At 47.8% G+C, this 18,869-nt stretch carries 14 protein-coding genes; 10 read left to right on the plus strand and 4 right to left on the minus strand.

Annotated features, from left to right (window positions below; all coding sequences use genetic code 11):
• Nucleotides 1-136 precede the first annotated feature (136 nt).
• Nucleotides 137-1,480, plus strand: a complete 1,344-nt coding sequence (locus OM95_RS11615; protein ID WP_041873980.1) for a thiolase family protein — start codon at nt 137-139, stop codon at nt 1,478-1,480.
• A 249-nt stretch (nt 1,481-1,729) separates the two neighbouring features.
• Nucleotides 1,730-3,880 carry a 3-hydroxyacyl-CoA dehydrogenase NAD-binding domain-containing protein gene (locus OM95_RS11620; protein WP_041873982.1) on the plus strand — a complete coding sequence of 717 codons (2,151 nt, stop codon included), beginning with the start codon at nt 1,730-1,732 and terminating at the stop codon, nt 3,878-3,880.
• Between the two features lie 33 nt (nt 3,881-3,913).
• On the opposite strand, the gene OM95_RS11625 is transcribed toward OM95_RS11620, so the two are convergent.
• Nucleotides 3,914-4,129 carry a CPXCG motif-containing cysteine-rich protein gene (locus OM95_RS11625; RefSeq protein ID WP_041873984.1) on the minus strand — a complete coding sequence of 72 codons (216 nt, stop codon included), beginning with the start codon at nt 4,127-4,129 and terminating at the stop codon, nt 3,914-3,916.
• 229 nt (nt 4,130-4,358) lie between these two features.
• Between OM95_RS11625 and OM95_RS11630 the strand changes: the two genes are divergently transcribed.
• The 5 genes from OM95_RS11630 to OM95_RS11650 all read left to right on the plus strand — a co-directional run bounded on the left by OM95_RS11630 (nt 4,359) and on the right by OM95_RS11650 (nt 10,032).
• Entirely contained in the window at nt 4,359-7,022 is a 2,664-nt protein-coding gene (locus OM95_RS11630) for a zinc-dependent metalloprotease (protein WP_041873986.1), read from the plus strand.
• Between the two features lie 149 nt (nt 7,023-7,171).
• Complete coding sequence (locus tag OM95_RS11635; RefSeq protein ID WP_041873988.1) at nt 7,172-7,828, plus strand: hypothetical protein; 657 nt, start codon at nt 7,172-7,174, stop codon at nt 7,826-7,828.
• A 48-nt stretch (nt 7,829-7,876) separates the two neighbouring features.
• Nucleotides 7,877-8,983: a TIGR04552 family protein gene (locus OM95_RS11640; protein WP_041873991.1), complete on the plus strand. Its 1,107-nt coding sequence runs from the start codon at nt 7,877-7,879 to the stop codon at nt 8,981-8,983.
• Between the two features lie 106 nt (nt 8,984-9,089).
• Nucleotides 9,090-9,722: a lysophospholipid acyltransferase family protein gene (locus OM95_RS11645; RefSeq protein ID WP_291516221.1), complete on the plus strand. Its 633-nt coding sequence runs from the start codon at nt 9,090-9,092 to the stop codon at nt 9,720-9,722.
• A gap of 16 nt (nt 9,723-9,738) precedes the next feature.
• Entirely contained in the window at nt 9,739-10,032 is a 294-nt protein-coding gene (locus tag OM95_RS11650) for a DUF962 domain-containing protein (protein ID WP_041873997.1), read from the plus strand.
• 5 nt (nt 10,033-10,037) lie between these two features.
• On the opposite strand, the gene OM95_RS11655 is transcribed toward OM95_RS11650, so the two are convergent.
• Nucleotides 10,038-11,411, minus strand: a complete 1,374-nt coding sequence (locus OM95_RS11655; protein ID WP_291516223.1) for a hypothetical protein — start codon at nt 11,409-11,411, stop codon at nt 10,038-10,040.
• 117 nt (nt 11,412-11,528) lie between these two features.
• On the opposite strand from OM95_RS11655, the gene OM95_RS11660 reads away from it, so the two are divergent.
• From OM95_RS11660 to icmF, 3 genes are read left to right on the plus strand one after another with little or no spacing between them, the layout of a single operon-like run.
• Nucleotides 11,529-12,389, plus strand: a complete 861-nt coding sequence (locus OM95_RS11660) for a 3-hydroxybutyryl-CoA dehydrogenase (protein WP_041873999.1) — start codon at nt 11,529-11,531, stop codon at nt 12,387-12,389.
• Nucleotides 12,390-12,399: 10 nt separating this feature from the next.
• Nucleotides 12,400-13,200 carry an enoyl-CoA hydratase-related protein gene (locus tag OM95_RS11665; RefSeq protein ID WP_041874001.1) on the plus strand — a complete coding sequence of 267 codons (801 nt, stop codon included), beginning with the start codon at nt 12,400-12,402 and terminating at the stop codon, nt 13,198-13,200.
• Between the two features lie 5 nt (nt 13,201-13,205).
• Nucleotides 13,206-16,448: a fused isobutyryl-CoA mutase/GTPase IcmF gene (gene icmF, locus OM95_RS11670; protein WP_041874004.1), complete on the plus strand. Its 3,243-nt coding sequence runs from the start codon at nt 13,206-13,208 to the stop codon at nt 16,446-16,448.
• A gap of 154 nt (nt 16,449-16,602) precedes the next feature.
• Here the strand turns inward: icmF and OM95_RS11675 are convergent, their stop codons facing one another.
• Nucleotides 16,603-16,848: a GlsB/YeaQ/YmgE family stress response membrane protein gene (locus tag OM95_RS11675; protein ID WP_041874006.1), complete on the minus strand. Its 246-nt coding sequence runs from the start codon at nt 16,846-16,848 to the stop codon at nt 16,603-16,605.
• A gap of 315 nt (nt 16,849-17,163) precedes the next feature.
• Nucleotides 17,164-18,849, minus strand: coding sequence for a hypothetical protein (locus OM95_RS11680; RefSeq protein WP_041874009.1), 1,686 nt, complete (start codon nt 18,847-18,849; stop codon nt 17,164-17,166).
• Nucleotides 18,850-18,869: the final 20 nt, after the last annotated feature.

Raw genomic sequence — 18,869 nt, forward strand, 5'->3', positions numbered from 1 at the left:
TAAGGATTTGCGGATGTGACCGCCTCAAGAAACAGCGCGGCAGGTCCAGACTGCCTCATTTTCTTGCTATTTATATTTGGTGGAACAACCGAAAAGGCATATGATTTTAATGGCTTATACAATTAAGGAGAATTGCATGAAATCACCACGTGATGTGGTTCTTGTCGAAGGTGTTCGTACACCGTTTGCAAAAGCAGGGACAAAACTTAAAAAAGTTCATCCGGCAGAACTTGGAAAAACTGCCCTCAAACAACTTATCGCCAAAACTAATTTGGATGTAAATAGCGTTGACGAGGTGATCATCGGTAACACGGGGAATCCCGCCGATGCGGTGAATATTTCCCGCGTCGTAGCCTTGAATGCCGGCGTTCCATTGAAGACTTCGGCGTACACCGTGCACAGAAACTGTGCCTCTGCCTTAGAGTCGATTTCAAATGGTTATGAAAAAATCAAATCAGGAACAATGGATGTCGTTCTGGCAGGCGGGACTGAAAGCATGTCGCAAATGCCCACTTTGCTGCCAAAAAAATTCCAGGACATCTATGACAGCCTTTTTGCTGCGAAAGGTCCAAAACAGGCGCTGCCGTTGTTGTGGAAGCTTTTCAAAGCCGACATGAATCAAATCAAAGCCTTGTTGCAAGGAAATATGCGTGACGAATACTTCCCACAGATTTCCGTGATGCTGGGACTGACCGATCCTTTTGTTGGCATCAACATGGGACAGACCGCCGAGATCCTTGCCAAAGAGTGGGGTTTGTCGCGTGAAATGCAGGATCAGTACGCTTTGCGGTCTCACTTAAAAGCTTCGCAAGCCATGAAAGAGGGTCGCCTGAAAGAGGAAATCACTCCGGTGTATCTGGCGCCTGAATACAAAGAAGTTGTCGCTGAGGATATCGGACCTCGTGAATCGCAAACGATCGAGGCTTTGGCGAAGCTGAAACCTTTCTTTGATAAAGCGACCGGTTCAATCACCGCGGGGAACTCTTGCCCCATCACAGATGGTGCCGCGATGGTGCTTCTGATGTCGCGTGAACGAGCCGAAGCTCTGGGGTATAAACCGCTGGCGACGATTCGCTCTTACGGTTTTGCCGGTCTAGAGCCTGAGCGCATGGGCTTGGGGCCTGCGTACTCCACGCCGCTAGCTTTGAAACGTGCGGGTCTTTCTTTAAAAGATATCGGACTTGTTGAGTTGAATGAAGCCTTCGCGGCGCAAGTGATGGCCTGCCAAAAGGCTTTGGATTCTGACAAATTTGCTCAAGAAAAATTAGGCTTCACTTCCAAAGTGGGTGAAATTCGTGATGACATCTTGAATGTCAACGGCGGAGCGATTGCCTTCGGTCATCCTGTGGGAGCGACGGGAACGCGAATTGTTTTAACTTTGGCAAAAGAGATGAAGCGCCGAAATGTGCAGTATGGTCTTGCGACACTTTGTATCGGTGGGGGCCAAGGCGGATCAATGATTCTTGAGAACGAGGGGTAGGTTGATCTCGGTGCTTTGCCGCCAGCTCTGTGCTGACCTCTATACTCATTGGCTCGGACAGTCCTCGCGGACGTGCCCTTTGGGCTACTGCTGCGGAACTCGCCACTGAGTACAGAGGTCAGCACAGAGCTGGCGGCAAAGAACGTGTTCATTTCTCGTTTCAAGGATGGGTATTGGTTTCGTGTTTTTTTTGCGCTGATTTTTTGATTTTTTAGTTTTTTGTTTTTTTGCAACTTAGGAGTTTTCAGAATGTCTATTCAAGAGAGTATCAAGATCGTTCCTCAGGGTGAGATTGCGGTCGTTGTTTTTGATTTGGTTGGAGAAAAGGTTAATAAGTTTTCTACGCCGGTTATGATGAGACTTAAGGAAGTTCTTGAAGAGCTTAAGAAGTCTTCTTACAAAGCGGTGATCTTTAAGTCTGCCAAGCCTAAGATTTTTATTGCGGGCGCGGATATTGAAGAAATTAAAAGCATGACGACGAAAGAGCAATTTGAGGCGGCTGTGAAGGGTGGTCAGGACATCATGAATATGGTGGAAGATCTGCCGATGCCGACGATGGCTGCCGTCAACGGTGCTTGCATGGGCGGCGGTTGTGAGTTCATTCTTTCTTGTGATTACCGGATTGCTTCGGAGGACTCTTCAACGAAAATTGGTCTTCCGGAGATTCAACTGGGTATCTTGCCGGGTTTCGGCGGGACTCAGCGTATGCCTCGCGTGATGGGTTTGCAGGCGGCTTTGGATATCATCCTGGCGGGTAAATCTGTGAATTCAAAAAAGGCCTTGAAGTCAGGTCTTGTCGATAAAGTCGTGCATCCAAATCTTTTGGATGAACAGGCGATCAAATGGGCCAAAGAGATTATCGCCGGTGGCGCGAAAAAGCGTCGCAAGAAATTCCAACCACAAGGCGCGGTGAATAAGGTTCTTGAAGGCGCTTTGGGACGCGGTATCGTTTTCAAAAAAGCTCGTGAGGGTGTTTTGAAGGCGACCAAGGGTCACTATCCAGCGCCGCTGAAGGCTTTGGAAGTGATTCAAAAAACTTATGGGATGAGTGATCGGGAAGCCGGAATGCGCATTGAGCGTGAAGGTTTCTGCGAGTTGGGTATCACGGATATTTCTAAAAATCTGATTCATGTTTTCTATTTGACCGAGATGGTTAAAAAACAAAACGGGGTTCCGGGGGTGGATGTTAAGCCTCGCGACGTGAAAAGCATGGGAATTCTGGGCGCGGGAACTATGGGGGGCGGTATCGCCTACGTTGCGGCCGACAAGGGTGTTCAAGTTCGCATGAAAGACTTGAATACGGATGCTTTGGGTAAAGGGCTTAAGCACGCGTCGGATTTGTGGATGAAGCTTTTAAAACGCAAATCCATCGATAAATATCAATATCAACAAAAGATGGACATGGTGTCAGTCACGACCGACTATTCTGGCTTTAAAAATCTGGATGTCGTGGTTGAAGCCATCGTTGAAGACATGGGTATCAAGCAAAAAGTCATCGGCGAATGTGCCGGACAAATGCGTCCTGACGCGATTATCGCCACGAATACAAGTTCGTTGTCGGTGACGGAAATGTCGAAAGGTCATCCTCGGCCCGAGTATTTTGCCGGCATGCACTTCTTCAATCCCGTGAACAAAATGCCTTTAGTGGAAGTTATTCGCGGCGAAAAAACATCTGACGAAACCATCGCCACGATCTTTGAGCTGACGAAGAAAATGGGCAAAATGCCAGTGGTTGTAAAAGACGGCCCTGGCTTCCTGGTGAATCGTCTTCTTCTTCCCTATATGGGCGAAGCGGCGTTCTTGTTGCAAGAAGGCATGAGCATTGAAACGGTGGATAAGGCGTACGTCAAAGAATTTGGTATGCCGATGGGACCTTTTGAACTGATGGACGAAGTGGGTCTTGATGTGTGTATCAAAGTTCTTAAGATCTTTAAGAAGTCTTTCGGAGAGCGCATTGAAATGGCTGCTTGTATGGAAGCGCTGGAAAAATCCGGTCGTTTGGGACGTAAAAACGGTAAAGGTTTTTATCACTATTCTGAAGACGGTAAGCGCGGTGATGTCGATCAAAGTATTTACGGAGCTTTGGGCTTGGGGCAACCCACGAATCCTTATGACTCCAAAGAGTGCATTGAGCGGGGAGTGTTCGCGATGGTGAACGAATGTTCTTTGGCTTTGGTCGAAGATCGCATCGTGGAAACACCTCACGAAGTGGATCTGGCGATGATCATGGGAACAGGCTTCCCGCCGTTCCGCGGTGGCCTATTGAAGTACACAGACACCGTCGGTACTCAATATGTGGCCGACCAATTGGCGATGTACGCGTCGTCGCGCAAGGCAGCTCGTCTGAAGCCATCGACGCCATTGACTAATATGGCGAAGACAAATCGTAAGTTTTATTAATTCTCAAGGGGCCTGGTCTTAGGCGGGCCCCTTTTAAAAAATGGGGTCAATTCGCATCTCATCGAAGTCGCCCCCTTGTCCCACACGCAGGCGAAAGCGCTCATGATCCGCGTCCCAGTGGGCCTGGATATCTATGGGACGACAACATATTTCGCAATCCCAAATGAACTCCTGATCCTCACCCTCTTCGCGGAAAACCTGAATCGAGAATTTTTCTCGGCAATACGGGCACTGAATTTTACATTCCATGGAAACCTCATCTGTAGGTCTATTGTCTTAAGGCCTTTCGGAGCCCTCAAGGTCCGATGCTGAAATACAGAAATGCGGCAGGGAAAGGCGATAGAAAGAGCCTAAAGCGCTTCTGAGAGTCGTCATTCTGTCTATTTTGTCAACATTTCACACTTTTTTTCAGACATCTTTTGATTCGGGGATTTCTTTGGCATAAGGATGTCCTGAATAGTTTTTTGGGGGTTCCACCATGGTTTCGAATCAACGCATTGTGCTTCTCGGTTTGGCTTTTTCAACGCTGCTTCTTTCTGCGTGTACGAAAGAAACAGTGATCGAAAAGCAGGCGCCGAACAACATGCTTGAGTCGTTCACAACAAGCACTGTGGATGCCTGTACCAACAAATCCTGTATCACCATTCAAAAAGCCTCTTTAGGCAAAGTTTTCCTGTTGATTTCGTCTGGAAAAACAGCGGGCTCTACACCGCAGTGGTATGATCTTAAACCACAGGTTGTGACATTCGATAAGTCGGGCGGTCGTATTGCCTTGCTCGCGCAAAACTACAATAGCATCTACAAAGAAATTCAAACGGTGAATCTGCTTCAGACCTTTGAGGTGATCTCTGAAGACGCCACCTCGATCACTTTTGACTGGGGGCAGGGGTTAAAAAGCTTTGTCCAGCAGCGTTCTTACGACACGGATATGCCGCGCGGGAACAGTGATGACTTGACGGAAAGTTCGTTGCCTTCATTGGTGGTCGAAGATTCTTTTGTCCGCGGTATCAAGTTCGATGAAAAGAACATCGAGCTTGAACAAATCATCAAAATCCGTTCGGACTTAGTCAAATCGGGCCCTGATCGCAGTACTTCGACGGTCGAAAATCGGGAAGAAACTGTCGCCATGAATGTGCAAATCCGCGCCTACAATCTGACGCCGGATTTTCGCCCTAAAGAATACGACAAAACCCGTCGCGTGGGATTCTTCGTCACGAAAATTGGTAAAAAGGAACACAGCAAAGATATCATTAATTTGATCACTAAATGGGATCTGTCAGAAAAAAAAGGTCCCATCGTCGTGCGCATTTCTGATGCTGTGCCGGAACAATACCTGGAAGCGGTAAAAGAAGGCGCTCTTTACTGGAATAAAGTTTTTGGGCGCGAAGTGATTGCGGTAAAAGCTCACATAGACCCGCAAGCAGGGCCAGAAGATCGCAGTATCATGATTCGCTGGATTCCCTGGGAGGATTCGGGGGCAGCCTATGCCATGGGCCAATCAGACCCATTGACTGGTGAAGTTTTACGCGCGCAGGTTTTTATGCCTTCGGTATTTACGAAGGTGGGCTCTGCGGATTTGGTGCATTTGAATAATGACACACCGGTGGCTCCCGGTGCGATCGCCTGCGATTTGACTCAAACCTTGGCCGATTTGAATGAGATCGCCAAGGAAGCTAACGACTCACAAAGACTGCGCCTGGCGCAGGACGGTGTGCGCGCGACTGTGGCCCACGAACTGGGTCATGCTCTGGGACTTCGTCATAATTTCGCAGGTTCTTTTTCTGCTAAAGTTTCGGCCAAGGATATTGAGTCCGCCGCGAAAAACTATCTAAAAGATCCCCAGCATCAAGGTCTTGAAACTTCGACCAGTATCATGGACTACGTCAGTGGCATTGACGATGTCTTGATGTCGGCGCGGCTGAAGTATGCACCGCTGTCCTATGATAAGATGGCGATGGATTGGGCTTATTCATTGGATCACTCGGCACTTGACGAAAAGATCTCTCGTTACTGTACGGATGATGATATCGCGTTAGCCGCCAGTCAGTCGTTGCAGATTTATGGTTGCGAACGATTTGATGCCGGAAACAATCCTCTGTTACGCAAGTATCTTGATACGAAGTACGAAAAAGAAAATTTCGTAAAGGTTTTATTTGCCTCCATCATCGGCCGTCTTTATCCCGCCGATCAGCCAACTGTTGTGAATGATCTGGACAGTGTTCTTCAGGATACGGTCAAGTGGGGTAAGGTCAATCTGGAGACCTTGAAGTTTGTCAGCCAGGTTCTTTTTGATCGCACAGTGAACTCTATGCCTGCTGCGGTCTTTGCTTCCATTGAAAGTGTAAAGTCGGGACAAATTCATTATTACAAAGCCGGTATGGATGAGGCTTTGGCGCGAGAACGCAATCGTTCCCTAGTCGAAGCGGGTGGTTACTCTGCGATTTTGAATGATCTTTGGAGAAACAGTGACGCCTCTATTGCCAAAGACTTTATCGAAAGACAGATCGTTGAATTGGCCAGCAGTCCCTATTTTGTCCAAGGAAAAACTTTGGGGGGACGCGAGTACGTTTTGACGACGGAACAACAAAATCGCATTCTGGCCTTCCTTCAGCAGTTGGTGCTTTTAAATAAGAAAACACTGGCGTCGGGTCTTGCGACGATGTTGCCGAAGATCGATGAAAGCGAAACGGATCAAAGGGGAGCGCCTTCTATCGTCAGTCAGATTTTGCCTCGGAATCTGGTGACGGCGCACGATGCGGATGTCCTGGCAACTCTTTACCTTGATCTTACGGCTGTCGACAACGGTGAACAAACACTGCGCGTTGGTGCTGGATTGACGAAAGAATTGAAAGTCCCTCGTGCTTATCTTTCCGCGGAAGAGCGCACGAAGTGGATGAATTTGCTGTCGTCTCGCGGATTGAGATTTGATGTTGAGATGAGAAAGTCTTTGGTGCGCAGTGAGCAATTCAATAAAGTGACAGCGGTACTTAAAGAGGTCGATCCTAATTTAGATCTTCAGACCGTAAAAAAACCGGCCGAACTTGCAGCTCAGCTTCTTAATCAGGGGTTGGTGGATTCTGCCGGTTCTGTTTGGCTTGCCGGCGAAATTAACGTCTTATTGGCGCTGGATAAACTGCGCTAAAGTTTTGTCTAAACTTTAATCACCCGCTCACTCAAAACGTCGCTTTTAAGCAGGGCGTTTCAGGGTGAGACGGGATTCCCCTCTCAAGTCGCATATAACTCAGTCCTGCTGGTCCGCCTCTTGCCTCTCTATCTGGCATGGAGGCTTTTATGAAAACATCTTTCTTTAACAAATCAGTGATGGGAATCTTGGTCCTCGCGGCTTTGTCCTTGTCCGCTTGTGCGAAGAAAGAATCCAGTGCAACTCGCGTTGCAGGTCGCAGCAACACTCCGGCGGTCACTCAGCCTAATGCCGTGAACAACTGTGGCAATGCCTCTATGAATGTCGGAAAGATTTACGACTACTATAACTCTGCAAATTTTGAATCACAGGTGAAGAGTTTTGTATCAGCCACTTTGGATCCACAAACTTTAGGTACGATCAGCGGTAACATCAATGATAAAACGGGCATCGATTTTTTAGGCGCTTTCAAGTTTGACTCCAGCGGTAATTTGATTGCGGGCTCTTCCAGCGTGACTATTAAGATTTTCGACTCTTATGTGGGGCAGTCTTATAACGGACAGGTGATTCAGCCCTATCAGGTTGAGTTCGCCGCGGCGTCTTCAGGAACTATCAACCGCAACACGCGTCAATTCACTGTCAAGTTCAGCGATTCTTATGGTGACATCGTATTCCAAGGTCAGTACGACGGAACTTTAGCGCAGGGGAATGTGACTTATCAAAACCGCACAGCGGTCAATGGATATTCTCCAGCTTCAGGCACTTTGGGGCAGTTCAAAGCCTACACTTGTTCACTGATCCAATAATAAGCGCTGCGTCTTGCTTCACCCCCTGTCGAGTTTAAAGATAGGGGAATGCCTCAACGTTTCATCTTTGATTCTGCCATGCTTAATTCTGTTGTCGGTGGTCATTCAGCCATCGAGATTCCCAGACTCAATATTCATTCTGTCGAGGCCGCCAGTTCTTTTCTGTTAAGCTATGGTTTTGATGTCACCCAAGAAAGTGATCTTGAAAAACTTTGGTATTATCATCGCCGGGCCTTAGTTCTGATGCTGGAAAAATTGGGCTTTGAAGAAAAAGAACTTCCTGAAATTTTCCGGGATCGTCGCCAACTGGGGGATATTCGGCAGCTTCTGATTTACGCAAGTTCGCAGGACCCCCAGAATGTTCAACTGCAGCGCTGGGCCTGTGCGATCATTCGCTGCATGCATGTCTTTGTTCACGCCGAAAATGATTTATTCAGTTCTTTTTCTGAAGAAATTCAGTCGCAGATTCTATCGCCTTTTCAGGAATGCATCCGCTACGATGGCACGACTCACCGAACCTTTCTGCAAAGTTCCTCAGGCTCGGAACAAATTTTGGCTCCGATTGAGCTTTTGGGATTCGAGGTCAAACCTTTCAAGACGTCTTCTAGTACGGTGATCAAACTTTTAGCTAAGCCGGATGCTTTAGCGATGAAAATTTTTGATAAGTTGGGTGTCCGTTTTATCACAAGAAATCTTTTCGACACCTTTCAGGTGGTGCGGTTCCTGGTTAAAGAAAATGTGATCAGCTTTCCGCATATCATGCCGGATCAAAGTTCTAACAATCTTTATCCGGTGAATGCCTTTATGGAAGTCTGCGACGATTTAGCCCACCGTCTGGATACGTTGGATGAACAGAGCATTCAGGCGGCCTTTGATCAAAAGCTTTCTGAACTGGGCGACAATGTTCAATATCTGCGCAAGGAAAATTTCTTTTCCGGCGCGGATTATAAGTTTATTAAATTTATTTCGCGCAAGCTGATTCATATCAAACCGCAAGGAAGTAAAGAGGCTTTCAGCTTCTTCTATCCATTTGAAGTGCAGATCATGGATCAAGCCGCTCATGAGAAAATCTTATCGGGTCCCTCAGAGCATCAAGCGTACAAAGAAAGACAGCGAACAGCGGCAAGAAAACGTTTGTTCCCTGAGATGAGTTAATATGTTTTGGAAGTTGCTTTCATATCCGCGTTCAATCCTAGGCCTTATTTATTTTCCGATTCACACAGCACTGTGTTCGACCGCGTTGATCATTGTGAATTTGACGATGAACAAGAGATCTCTTGAAGATAAAATTGTCGTTCTCTGGACTCGTGGCGCGTGCTGGATGTTCGGTGTGGATGTCGTTGTCAAGGGTCTTGAAAATCAGCCTTCGGGCGGATTTATCTACGTCTTCAATCACACCAGTTTCTTCGATATTTTTGCCATGAATGGTTATTTGGAAAGTTTTCGTTTCGGCGCTAAGATCGAACTTTTCCGCATTCCTGTTTTTGGCCCAGCGATGCGTCGCGCGGGGATCTTGCCGATTGCGCGGGATCGTCGCGAAGAAGTTTTCAAGGTTTATAAAGAAGCCGAAACAAGAATCAAGGCCGGGGAGCGTTTTGCCTTAGCGCCTGAAGGAACCCGTCAGGTTACCGAAACCTTGGGCTCTTTTAAGTCCGGACCTTTCATCTTTGCGATCAATGCCAAGTCGCCGATTGTGCCCGTCGTTGTTAAAGGAGCCGCGGCCATTTTGCCGAAAGGTCATCTTATCCCCAATTGGGGAGTGTGGAAACGCACGGTCACGTTGCACGTGTTGCCACCAGTGGATGCAACTCAATACGCTCTAGAAAACCGCCCGCAACTGCAAGAGAAAGTGCGCCACATGATGGCACCGTACTTTCCCGAGGCGCAATTATAAAATCAACGGAGTGCCCATGAAAAACTTCGCAGAGTTTTGGCCGTTTTATTTACAAGAGCATGCAAAGCCTTTGAATCGTCGACTGCATTTTGTCGGAACTTTTTTTGTGCACATCGTTTTTATTTACGCGATCTTTGCGCAGGCGTGGCTGGCTTTGTGGCTGTTACCAGTGATCGGATACGGTTTTGCCTGGGTGGGGCATTTCGTCGTTGAAAGAAATCGCCCGGCGACCTTTAAGTATCCGCTCTGGTCTTTGCGGGGCGATTTTAAAATGTTCTATTTGATGTGCCGGGGAAAGCTCTGGACGTAGGCTGTTCAGTTTTTAATGACGTCCCAATGAAGGTTGCCGATAGAGCTGCGCAGTTTTACCTGGCTGCTGCCAGTATCCACGTGAATTTGCACTTTCGAATTCGGTAACGGCTCAATTTGCGTTAAACGTAAAATCTTGGGATTGCGGTGATAAGCCGCTTCGATAGCTTCGGCAATGTTGTCCCAGCGAATGAAAGGCTCAAAACTTTTTCCCTGATTCGTGCTTTTAAATGCGCCCACAAACCAGGTGCCGTCAGGATGAATGCTGACCGGGTAAGTTTGTTTGCCAAATTGGGGAATCAGCGTCCAGGTCAGACCGTCTTCAGTGCGATAAACTCCCTCTGAAGAAACCAGGCCACGCACGGAATTTTTATTTTCAAAGGCGATCGAGTAAATTTCTCTTTTCATCAAAGCATCTGTCGAAATCGTCAGTGATGAAGGACTTTCTTTTTCTTCGACCAACAGATTTTTTCTTTTCCACCAAACTTCGCCGTGGCCATCTAATTTACTGATGCCCCAGATGTGCGCTTCCGGTTTTAAAATCTCAACCCGTGCGCGCAGTGGCGGCCCGTAAGACGACGACTCGGGACGAATCACGATGCCACGATGAGAGTTCGTCACGTAGCCGAGGATTTCCTTTAAAGGCACCGTTTCGCCTTTTTGCGAGATCAGCACATCGTTATTGCGATAAAGGGCGGCCATCCAGTTTTTCTTCGGATGATAGGCTAAATTGGCAAAATCCGCTCGGGAAACAAAGTGAGTGATATCGACGTAGCCGACATTGCTTGCATACTGAATCTTAAGAAAGCTTTTACTGATCTCGACAGGAACGATGCGCTGAAGGCGGGGAAGTGTCGTGATCACGCGGCCATTGCTGCTGGCTTCTTTGCGCACATAAGTGTCTATCAGGTTCACGTAAACGCCCAGATCGTCATGGCGGGCCTGTAAAAGGTGCAAAGGTAAATAACCCATGACGGTCCCGGATCTTTCTTTCACCTTTGCCCAGTAATCGTCGGTCGAAAGAATCTCGAGGGCTGTTTTGGCTGAAACCGTTTTCACCGCAGGGGCGTCGCTGCGATCCGCACTTAAAAGAACGGCCGAAGATTTGGTGTCTGCGTAGCGCGAAACATGGATGTCGCGAAGGATTTGACCTGCCTGAAGAACGTATTCTTTTTTATCCCAAGTAGTGCGATAGGCGATTTCAGTTTCCGTGCGCAAGAGTTTCCCGTCGAGGGTGTTTCGACTCACCTGGCCAGAGGGAAAAAGACTGTTTTTACTGCGAAAGAACGAAATTGCCGCATTCGCATCGGTCGCCAGAGCAGCCCATGAGTTCGAGGATAGAAATAGAAACGCCAATGTCTTTGATACTACGGACCGCATCTCTCTATTTTGCGGCTTTAGGCTCTGCGCTCAAGACCAGAACTTTTGACCTCCAGACCAAAGTGAAGTACTGGTAAACAGTTCGATTTTCAACAGTATTTTAACGCGGAGTGATAAATGGATATCAAAACAATTGGCGTCGTCGGCGCTGGGCAAATGGGGAATGGGATTGCACAGGTGGCAGCGAATTTTGGATTCAATGTCATCATGATGGACGTAAGTGGTGCGGCCTTGGAAAAAGGGATCGCAACAATTTCTGGTTCTTGTGATCGCATCATCAAAAAAGGCGCAATGACTGAGGCGGACAAAGCGACGTTGTTGGGTCGTATTAAAACAGCGCAAGAAGCGGCGGCTTTGCAAGATTGTGATATCGTCATTGAAGCGGCGACAGAAAATATTGATTTGAAGTTGAAGATCTTTAAAGACCTGGACGCGGCTGTGAAGCCAGAGGCTTTGTTGGTTTCCAACACGTCCTCGATCTCGATCACTAAAATTGCGGCGGTGACAAAACGTCCGACCAAAGTTGCGGGAATGCATTTTATGAATCCCGTTCCATTGATGAAACTTGTCGAAGGCATTCGCGGTCTGCAAACTTCCGATGAAACTTTTGCGACAGTGAAAGCGTTGGCCGAAAAAATGGACAAAGTTTTTGTTGAATCCGTCAAAGATATGCCCGGCTTTATTGTGAATCGCATTTTGATGCCAATGATCAATGAGGCGGTTTACACGCTTCACGAGGGCATTGCCTCTGTGGAATCTATCGATGCGGCGATGAAATTGGGAACAAATCAACCGATGGGTCCGTTGACTTTGGCCGACTTCATTGGCCTTGATACCTGCCTGGCTATTATGAACGTACTGCATGATGGTTTGGGAGACTCTAAATACCGTCCTTGTCCGCTTCTTGTAAAGTATGTCGAAGCTGGTTGGTTGGGACGTAAATCAGGTCGTGGTTTCTACGACTATTCAGCGAAATAGGTTTAAGACAATGGCAAGTTTCACATATAAAACAATTCTGGTTGAACAAAAACCTCATGGCGTGTGGGTGATGACCATCAATCGTCCCGAGTCTTTGAATGCTTTAAATTCCATGGTGCTGAACGAGATGGGCGAAGCTCTTCGTCAGATCGGTGAAATGCACTATGACGACGCGCGCGCCCTGATCATTACCGGAGCCGGTGAAAAAGCTTTCGTGGCCGGAGCAGACATCAAAGAAATTCACGAATTGGATCAGGAAAAAGCCTTAAGTTTTGCGCAACGTGGACAAAGTATTTTCCACGAACTCACTCTTTTAAAAATCCCTGTGATCGCGGCGGTGAACGGCTTTGCTTTAGGTGGCGGCTGTGAATTGGCGTTGGGTTGCGATTTTATCTACGCTTCTGAAAACGCTAAGTTCGGTCTTCCTGAAGTCAGTCTGGGACTTATTCCCGGTTTTGGCGGCACAGTTCGCATGGCGCGAGCTATCGGTCAACGTCGGGCGCGCGAACTGACTTACACAGGTGGCATGCTCACGGCGGCGGAAGCTCACGTTATGGGTCTGGTGAACAAAGTCGTTCCTCAAGCCGAACTCATGAATACCGTGATGAAAACGGTGGACGCTATTTTAGCGAAAGCTCCGATTGCCGTTGGTTCTGCGAAGAAATCCATCAACCAAGCTTGGGATATGGATGTGGAAGAAGCGCAAAGAAACGAAGCGAAGATCTTCGCGGATCTTTTCGACTCTGAAGATGTGAAAGAGGGAACAGCTGCTTTCATCGAAAAACGTAAGGCGAACTTTAAAGGTCAATAGTCCAAATGGCATATACACTTAAGAATCCTATTCGTATCGTAACGGCCGCCGCACTTTTCGACGGCCATGACGCCAGCATCAACATCATGCGCCGTATTCTTCAAGATATGGGCGCTGAGGTCATACACTTGGGTCACAACCGCTCGGTCAGTGATGTGGTGAAAGCCGTTTTGCAAGAAGGGGCGCAAGGGGTCTGCATCAGCTCTTACCAGGGCGGTCACATGGAGTACTTCAAGTACATGAAGGATCTTCTGGACGAAGCCGGCGCGGGTTACGTACGAATTTATGGCGGGGGCGGAGGCGTGATTGTTCACGAAGAAAAGCGTGAACTTGAAGCCTATGGAATTGCCCAGATCTTCCATCCTGAGGACGGTCGTAAGTTGGGTCTTGAAGGTATGATCGAACAAGTCATTCGTGGCTGCGATTTCGACATTCTTGAAAAACAAAAAGAATATAAAACTAAAAAGAATATCTTTGCTGGCGACACGATTCCTTCTGTGGAACTCGGTGTGGCTTTGACCGCGATCGAAAACGGTTACAAAGACTCTTCCTTGGAAAACTTTGGCTTGCAGTCTTTCAAAGCCAAAGACGGCGACCCGTTGGTTTTAGGTATCACGGGAACGGGTGGCGCAGGGAAATCGTCATTAATCGATGAACTTGTGCAAAGATTTCTGAATGCTTATCCAAATAAAAAAATCGGCGTGGTCTGCGTGGACCCTTCGAAGCGCAAAACGGGAGGCTCTTTATTGGGCGACCGTATTCGCATGAATTCACTGTCACGCAGTCATGTCTTTATGCGCTCGGTGGCGTCACGAGGCTCAGGGCGGGAAATCGCCTCCTCTTTGCCGGATATCTTGAAATTCATTCGTCAGTTGGATTTTGATTTTATCATCGCGGAAACTTCTGGCATCGGGCAGGGCAACATGGCGATCACAGAAGTCAGTGATCTATCGATGTACGTGATGACTTCTGATTTCGGTGCTCAGTCGCAGCTTGAAAAAATCGACATGATTGATTTTGCAGATTTGATTGCCGTAAATAAGGCGGATCGTCGCGGGGCTTTAGACGCTCTTCGCGATGTGACGAAGCAATACAAACGCTCACGTAAAATCTTTGATGAAAAGGTGCAGGTTCCTGTGTTTCTGACTCAGGCCTCACAATTCAATGATGGTGGCGTGAATAAGCTTTTCTTCCAGATTGCCGACCTTTTAGAGTCCCGTCAGGGTGGTCGTTGGCAGGTGGACCCTAAGTTTAAAGCCAATATTCTTTCGGCCGAAGAGCATGTGATTATTCCGGCGGATCGACAAAACTATCTTGCCGAAATCGTCGGCACGGTTCACAAGTATAAAAAACGCACCGAGACCTTGGCTGAAAAAGCATCCCAGTTGGGCGGCCTTAAAAAGGTGGCCCCCCTTTTGGGAGCCAATCCGGAAACGGTCAAAAAGGTCGAAGCTGAACTTTCTTCCGACTTCACTCAAGAGGAAATCGAACAACTTCAAGGTTATGAAAATCTGATTGAAACCTATTCGGGCGACGAGTTGATTTTCAAAGTTCGCGATAAAGAGATCCGTCAGCCCTTAGTGCGAGAATCACTTTCGGGCACGAAGATCCGCCGTGTGGTGGTTCCCAAATTCAAAGATTGGGGCGATCGCTTCAGATATTTGAAGCTGGAAAATGTTCCTGGTGAATTTCCTTACACGGCCGGTGTCTTCCAGTTAAAACGTGCGGATGAAGATCCAAAGCGCATGTTTGCGGGGGAAGGAACTCCGGAACGAACCAATCGTCGTTTCCATTATCTAACCAAGGGCGAAACAGCGCACCGCTTGTCGACGGCCTTTGACTCTGTCACCTTGTACGGTCAGGACCCTGATCAGCGTCCTGATATTTTCGGAAAAGTCGGCGAGTCCGGCGTCAGCATTTGTACTTTGGCGGATATGAAAAAGCTCTATGCAGGCTTTGACCTTATCAACCCCAATACGTCCGTGAGCATGACCATCAACGGCCCGGCCCCGATGATTTTGGCCTTCTATTTCAACACCGCGATTGATCAGCAGGTTGAAAAGAAAGAAAGTGAATTGGGTCGTAAACTCACGCCGGAAGAGTGGAGTGACGTTGCTAACTGGACATTGCAGCAAGTGCGCGGCACCGTTCAAGCTGACATTCTGAAGGAAGATCAAGGTCAGAATACCTGTATTTTCTCTATCAACTTCGCTTTGAAGATGATGGGCGATATTCAAGAGTACTTTGTTAAGAGCAAGATCAGAAACTTCTATTCTGTCAGTATTTCGGGTTATCACATTGCGGAAGCGGGTGCGAATCCGATTTCTCAGTTGGCCTTCACACTTTCTAATGGCTTTACCTTTGTTGAATACTATTTGGCTCGCGGTCTGAAAGTCGACGACTTCGCACCGAACTTGAGCTTTTTCTTTAGCAATGGTCTAGATCCTGAGTACTCCGTTCTTGGCCGAGTGGCGCGCCGTATTTGGGCGGTGGCGATGCGCGACCTTTACAAAGGCAACGATCGTTCGCAAAAACTGAAGTATCATATTCAAACTTCGGGTCGTTCTTTGCACGCGCAGGAAATCGACTTTAATGACATTCGCACCACGCTGCAGGCCTTGATCGCTCTTTATGATAACTGCAACAGCTTGCACACGAACGCCTACGACGAAGCGATCACAACGCCCACCGAAGAATCTGTTCGCCGGGCCATGGCGATTCAGCTTATCATCAACCGCGAATTTGGCATGACGAAGAATGAGAATCCGATGCAGGGTTCTTACTTCATCGAAGAGCTGACGGATCTGGTGGAAGAAGCGGTTCTCAATGAGTTTAAAAAGATCAACGAACGTGGCGGTGTTTTAGGTGCGATGGAGACTCAATACCAGCGCTCTAAGATCCAAGAAGAGTCTTTATACTATGAAAGACTTAAACACGACGGCACTTTACCGATAATTGGGGTGAACACGTTCATCGATCCTAAAACCATGGCGGCGGACTATGTGCCGCCGAAGATCGAGCTGGCTCGCGCCTCTTACGACGAAAAGAATGCGCAGCTAAGTAATGTGCAGAAGTACCAAAAGGATCATCAGACCGAAGGTGAACGTCAGTTGCAAAACTTGAAAGACACGGTTCTGAATGGCGGTAATATCTTTGCGGCTTTAATGACAGCGGCTAGACATTGCAGCTTGTATCAAATGACTCAAGCACTTTATGAAGTGGGTGGTCAGTACAGAAGAAATCTGTAGGTTCTTCAGTTTAGAGCGTTCGATAGAATGAGATTAACCTGAGTGGCGCTGGCAAGACCGGCGCACAAAAAAGGCACCTTGAAAGAAGTGCCTTTTTTTATTTAAGACGTTGCAGACGTCAGTGCGAAAACACCCTCGCTTGTTTGCTCTTGATCTATCTTTTGACCAAAAGACGCGCGAAGAACAACACAATCATCGCGCCGACCACGGACGCTAGAAAGCCCGCTTGTTCACCAACTTCGTACCATCCCAAGGCGCTTCCCAAGTAAGTTCCAACCACCGCGCCCACGACACCCAGAATTGTGGTCATGATAAAACCCAGCTTATCTTTTCCGGGCATTAAGAATCGGGCAATCAGGCCCGCGACAAAACCAATGACAATGGTTCCGATAATACCCATAAAGTCTCCTTCGTCTGGTTGGGATTCATTTTAATAAGAATGCAGTGGCAAGCACGGAAGTTTCCGCTCGCGTGTTGAAATGCAATCAGAAAAGATGTCTGACAAAGACTCCAGAGCCATTAACGCTATTGAAAGTTGACCGCCACGGTGGCGGCAAGCAGTCGCGTTATCTTCTGCCTATTTAGAGAGGGTCTCTTGGCGCGAGACTTGGGTGCAAGTGCGAATTTAAAAAAAGAACCATTACAGTAAAAAAACGGCCCTGCCTTGGGGAGCAGGGCCGAAATCAACAAACCAGAAGGTCTGCCGATTTTTTAATTAAAACGTTTTATTCACGATAAATTGCACCCGAGTCGGCAAGTGCTGCGCACTTTCACGTCGTACCACCAAGTCCATGTAAAGCTTGATGCTCGAAGAGGGATTCAAGCCGATGTCCTTTAAGGCAATGCCCAAATTTCCATCCAGGCGTTGAATCGCTTCGCGCGGGAAGTTCTTTTCGCCCAGCCATTCGATCTTGCCGTTTGAAAGCTTCTTCCAAACCACAAGTTTGTAAGTCGACTGAACTTCATCCACATGCGGAGTATTATCACGAACAGTCACCACGCGCTCTGCGCCCGCGCCCTCCATGCCGGTGATCACCACTTGTTTGGAGTCGCTGAGCAGGCTGATTTCCTCTTCTGCAAGACCTTTTTTCTCATAAAGGGCCGTCTGGGCGAATTGGATGACGCCGCCAGTGACGTTTTGACCTCGACGCTCGACTTGCAAACTGAGAGTGTATTTTCCTTCGCGTGCCAATCCCGGAGTTGCGATTTCAACGACTTTTGCTTGCGTATTCTCAATACGGCTAGCAAAAACCAAGGCCTGACTTTGTTCATCCCGGATTTCCACAAGATAAGTCGTTTGCAAACGAGCTCCGGCGACGGTTTCCACGAAGGAAATCTTTCCTTCTCCTTTGCTGAAGGCCAACTTGAAACCTTGAATAGTTGTGGTTCCAGCATTTTCAACTGTCCATTTCGGAGTCACGGCCAGAACAAAAACTTTTTCGCGGCCTTCTTGGCGAGTTTCCGCAACGGTGTACGCGAACACATCCGATGTGACCGAGACGGTAACATCGGGAGCAGACTCGGTTCCTGAAAATACGAACTTCACAGATTCTGTTTCATTTGCCAAAAGTTCTGAACCGACAGGGAAAATGACAGAAGCAGGTTGTGTGAATTGGTGATCAAAGACATCTTTATAGCGAGTCACACAACAACGCGTTTCTTCACGATATCTTGTGACCGTGCGAGTGCGTTCTTCCTTACGATATTTTGTCACTGTGCGTGTGCGTTGCTCTTGACGGTACTTGGTAACCGTACGAGTGCGCTGCTCAGGACGATAGTGTGTTTCTTCGCGATAGCGAGTGACCGGGCGGGTTTTACGAACACGTTCGTAACCACATTCGCGGTCGCTGTAAGGCACTTGACGGCATTGGCGAATATCGCGGCATTCGCGGGGGCCGTCTTCACAGACCTTGCGGGTTTTACAAATGCGTTGGCCATGGGCGTTGGTGCCGCACTCTTCAACATTGCGGCAGATATTACGACCGGGTTCACAGACTCTTTCGCTGGAACATTCTTCGCGATATCTTGTGACGTTTCGACAGACATACTCATTGTCATAGTATTCTTCGTAGTCAGTGTAAGGAACACGTTCTGTGTAGGGGACATTTTCCCAATACGTTTCCTGTTCATAATAAGGAACGTTTTCGTAGTAGGTCTCGGTTGTTTGATAGGGCACATCGACGTAATAGGTCTCTTCAGCCTGATAGGGCACGCGCTCTGTGTAGGTGTCCTGATAAGGTTCAGAGCGCATGACATTCAGTGAAAGTTCAGTGCGAACAGAAAGTTCGCCATTCGCGGTCCGGGTGATGATATCTTGTTTTTTCTCTTGAGGAGTTGCCGCCAAAGACGAAGCACCCAAGAAAAGAGTCAGAATGACTCCGATAAGTGGTTTTGTAGACATGTTTTCTCCTCCCAAAGATA

The organism is Bdellovibrio sp. ArHS, assembly GCF_000786105.1.
GTDB lineage: Bacteria > Bdellovibrionota > Bdellovibrionia > Bdellovibrionales > Bdellovibrionaceae > Bdellovibrio.

Coding starts and splice junctions, on each gene's coding strand:
- OM95_RS11615 (WP_041873980.1), top strand. CDS start 137: ATGAAATCACCACGTGATGTGGTTCTTGTCGAAGGTGTTCGTACACCG.
- OM95_RS11620 (WP_041873982.1), top strand. CDS start 1,730: ATGTCTATTCAAGAGAGTATCAAGATCGTTCCTCAGGGTGAGATTGCG.
- OM95_RS11625 (WP_041873984.1), bottom strand. CDS start 4,129: ATGGAATGTAAAATTCAGTGCCCGTATTGCCGAGAAAAATTCTCGATT.
- OM95_RS11630 (WP_041873986.1), top strand. CDS start 4,359: ATGGTTTCGAATCAACGCATTGTGCTTCTCGGTTTGGCTTTTTCAACG.
- OM95_RS11635 (WP_041873988.1), top strand. CDS start 7,172: ATGAAAACATCTTTCTTTAACAAATCAGTGATGGGAATCTTGGTCCTC.
- OM95_RS11640 (WP_041873991.1), top strand. CDS start 7,877: ATGCCTCAACGTTTCATCTTTGATTCTGCCATGCTTAATTCTGTTGTC.
- OM95_RS11645 (WP_291516221.1), top strand. CDS start 9,090: ATGAACAAGAGATCTCTTGAAGATAAAATTGTCGTTCTCTGGACTCGT.
- OM95_RS11650 (WP_041873997.1), top strand. CDS start 9,739: ATGAAAAACTTCGCAGAGTTTTGGCCGTTTTATTTACAAGAGCATGCA.
- OM95_RS11655 (WP_291516223.1), bottom strand. CDS start 11,411: ATGCGGTCCGTAGTATCAAAGACATTGGCGTTTCTATTTCTATCCTCG.
- OM95_RS11660 (WP_041873999.1), top strand. CDS start 11,529: ATGGATATCAAAACAATTGGCGTCGTCGGCGCTGGGCAAATGGGGAAT.
- OM95_RS11665 (WP_041874001.1), top strand. CDS start 12,400: ATGGCAAGTTTCACATATAAAACAATTCTGGTTGAACAAAAACCTCAT.
- icmF (WP_041874004.1), top strand. CDS start 13,206: ATGGCATATACACTTAAGAATCCTATTCGTATCGTAACGGCCGCCGCA.
- OM95_RS11675 (WP_041874006.1), bottom strand. CDS start 16,848: ATGGGTATTATCGGAACCATTGTCATTGGTTTTGTCGCGGGCCTGATT.
- OM95_RS11680 (WP_041874009.1), bottom strand. CDS start 18,849: ATGTCTACAAAACCACTTATCGGAGTCATTCTGACTCTTTTCTTGGGT.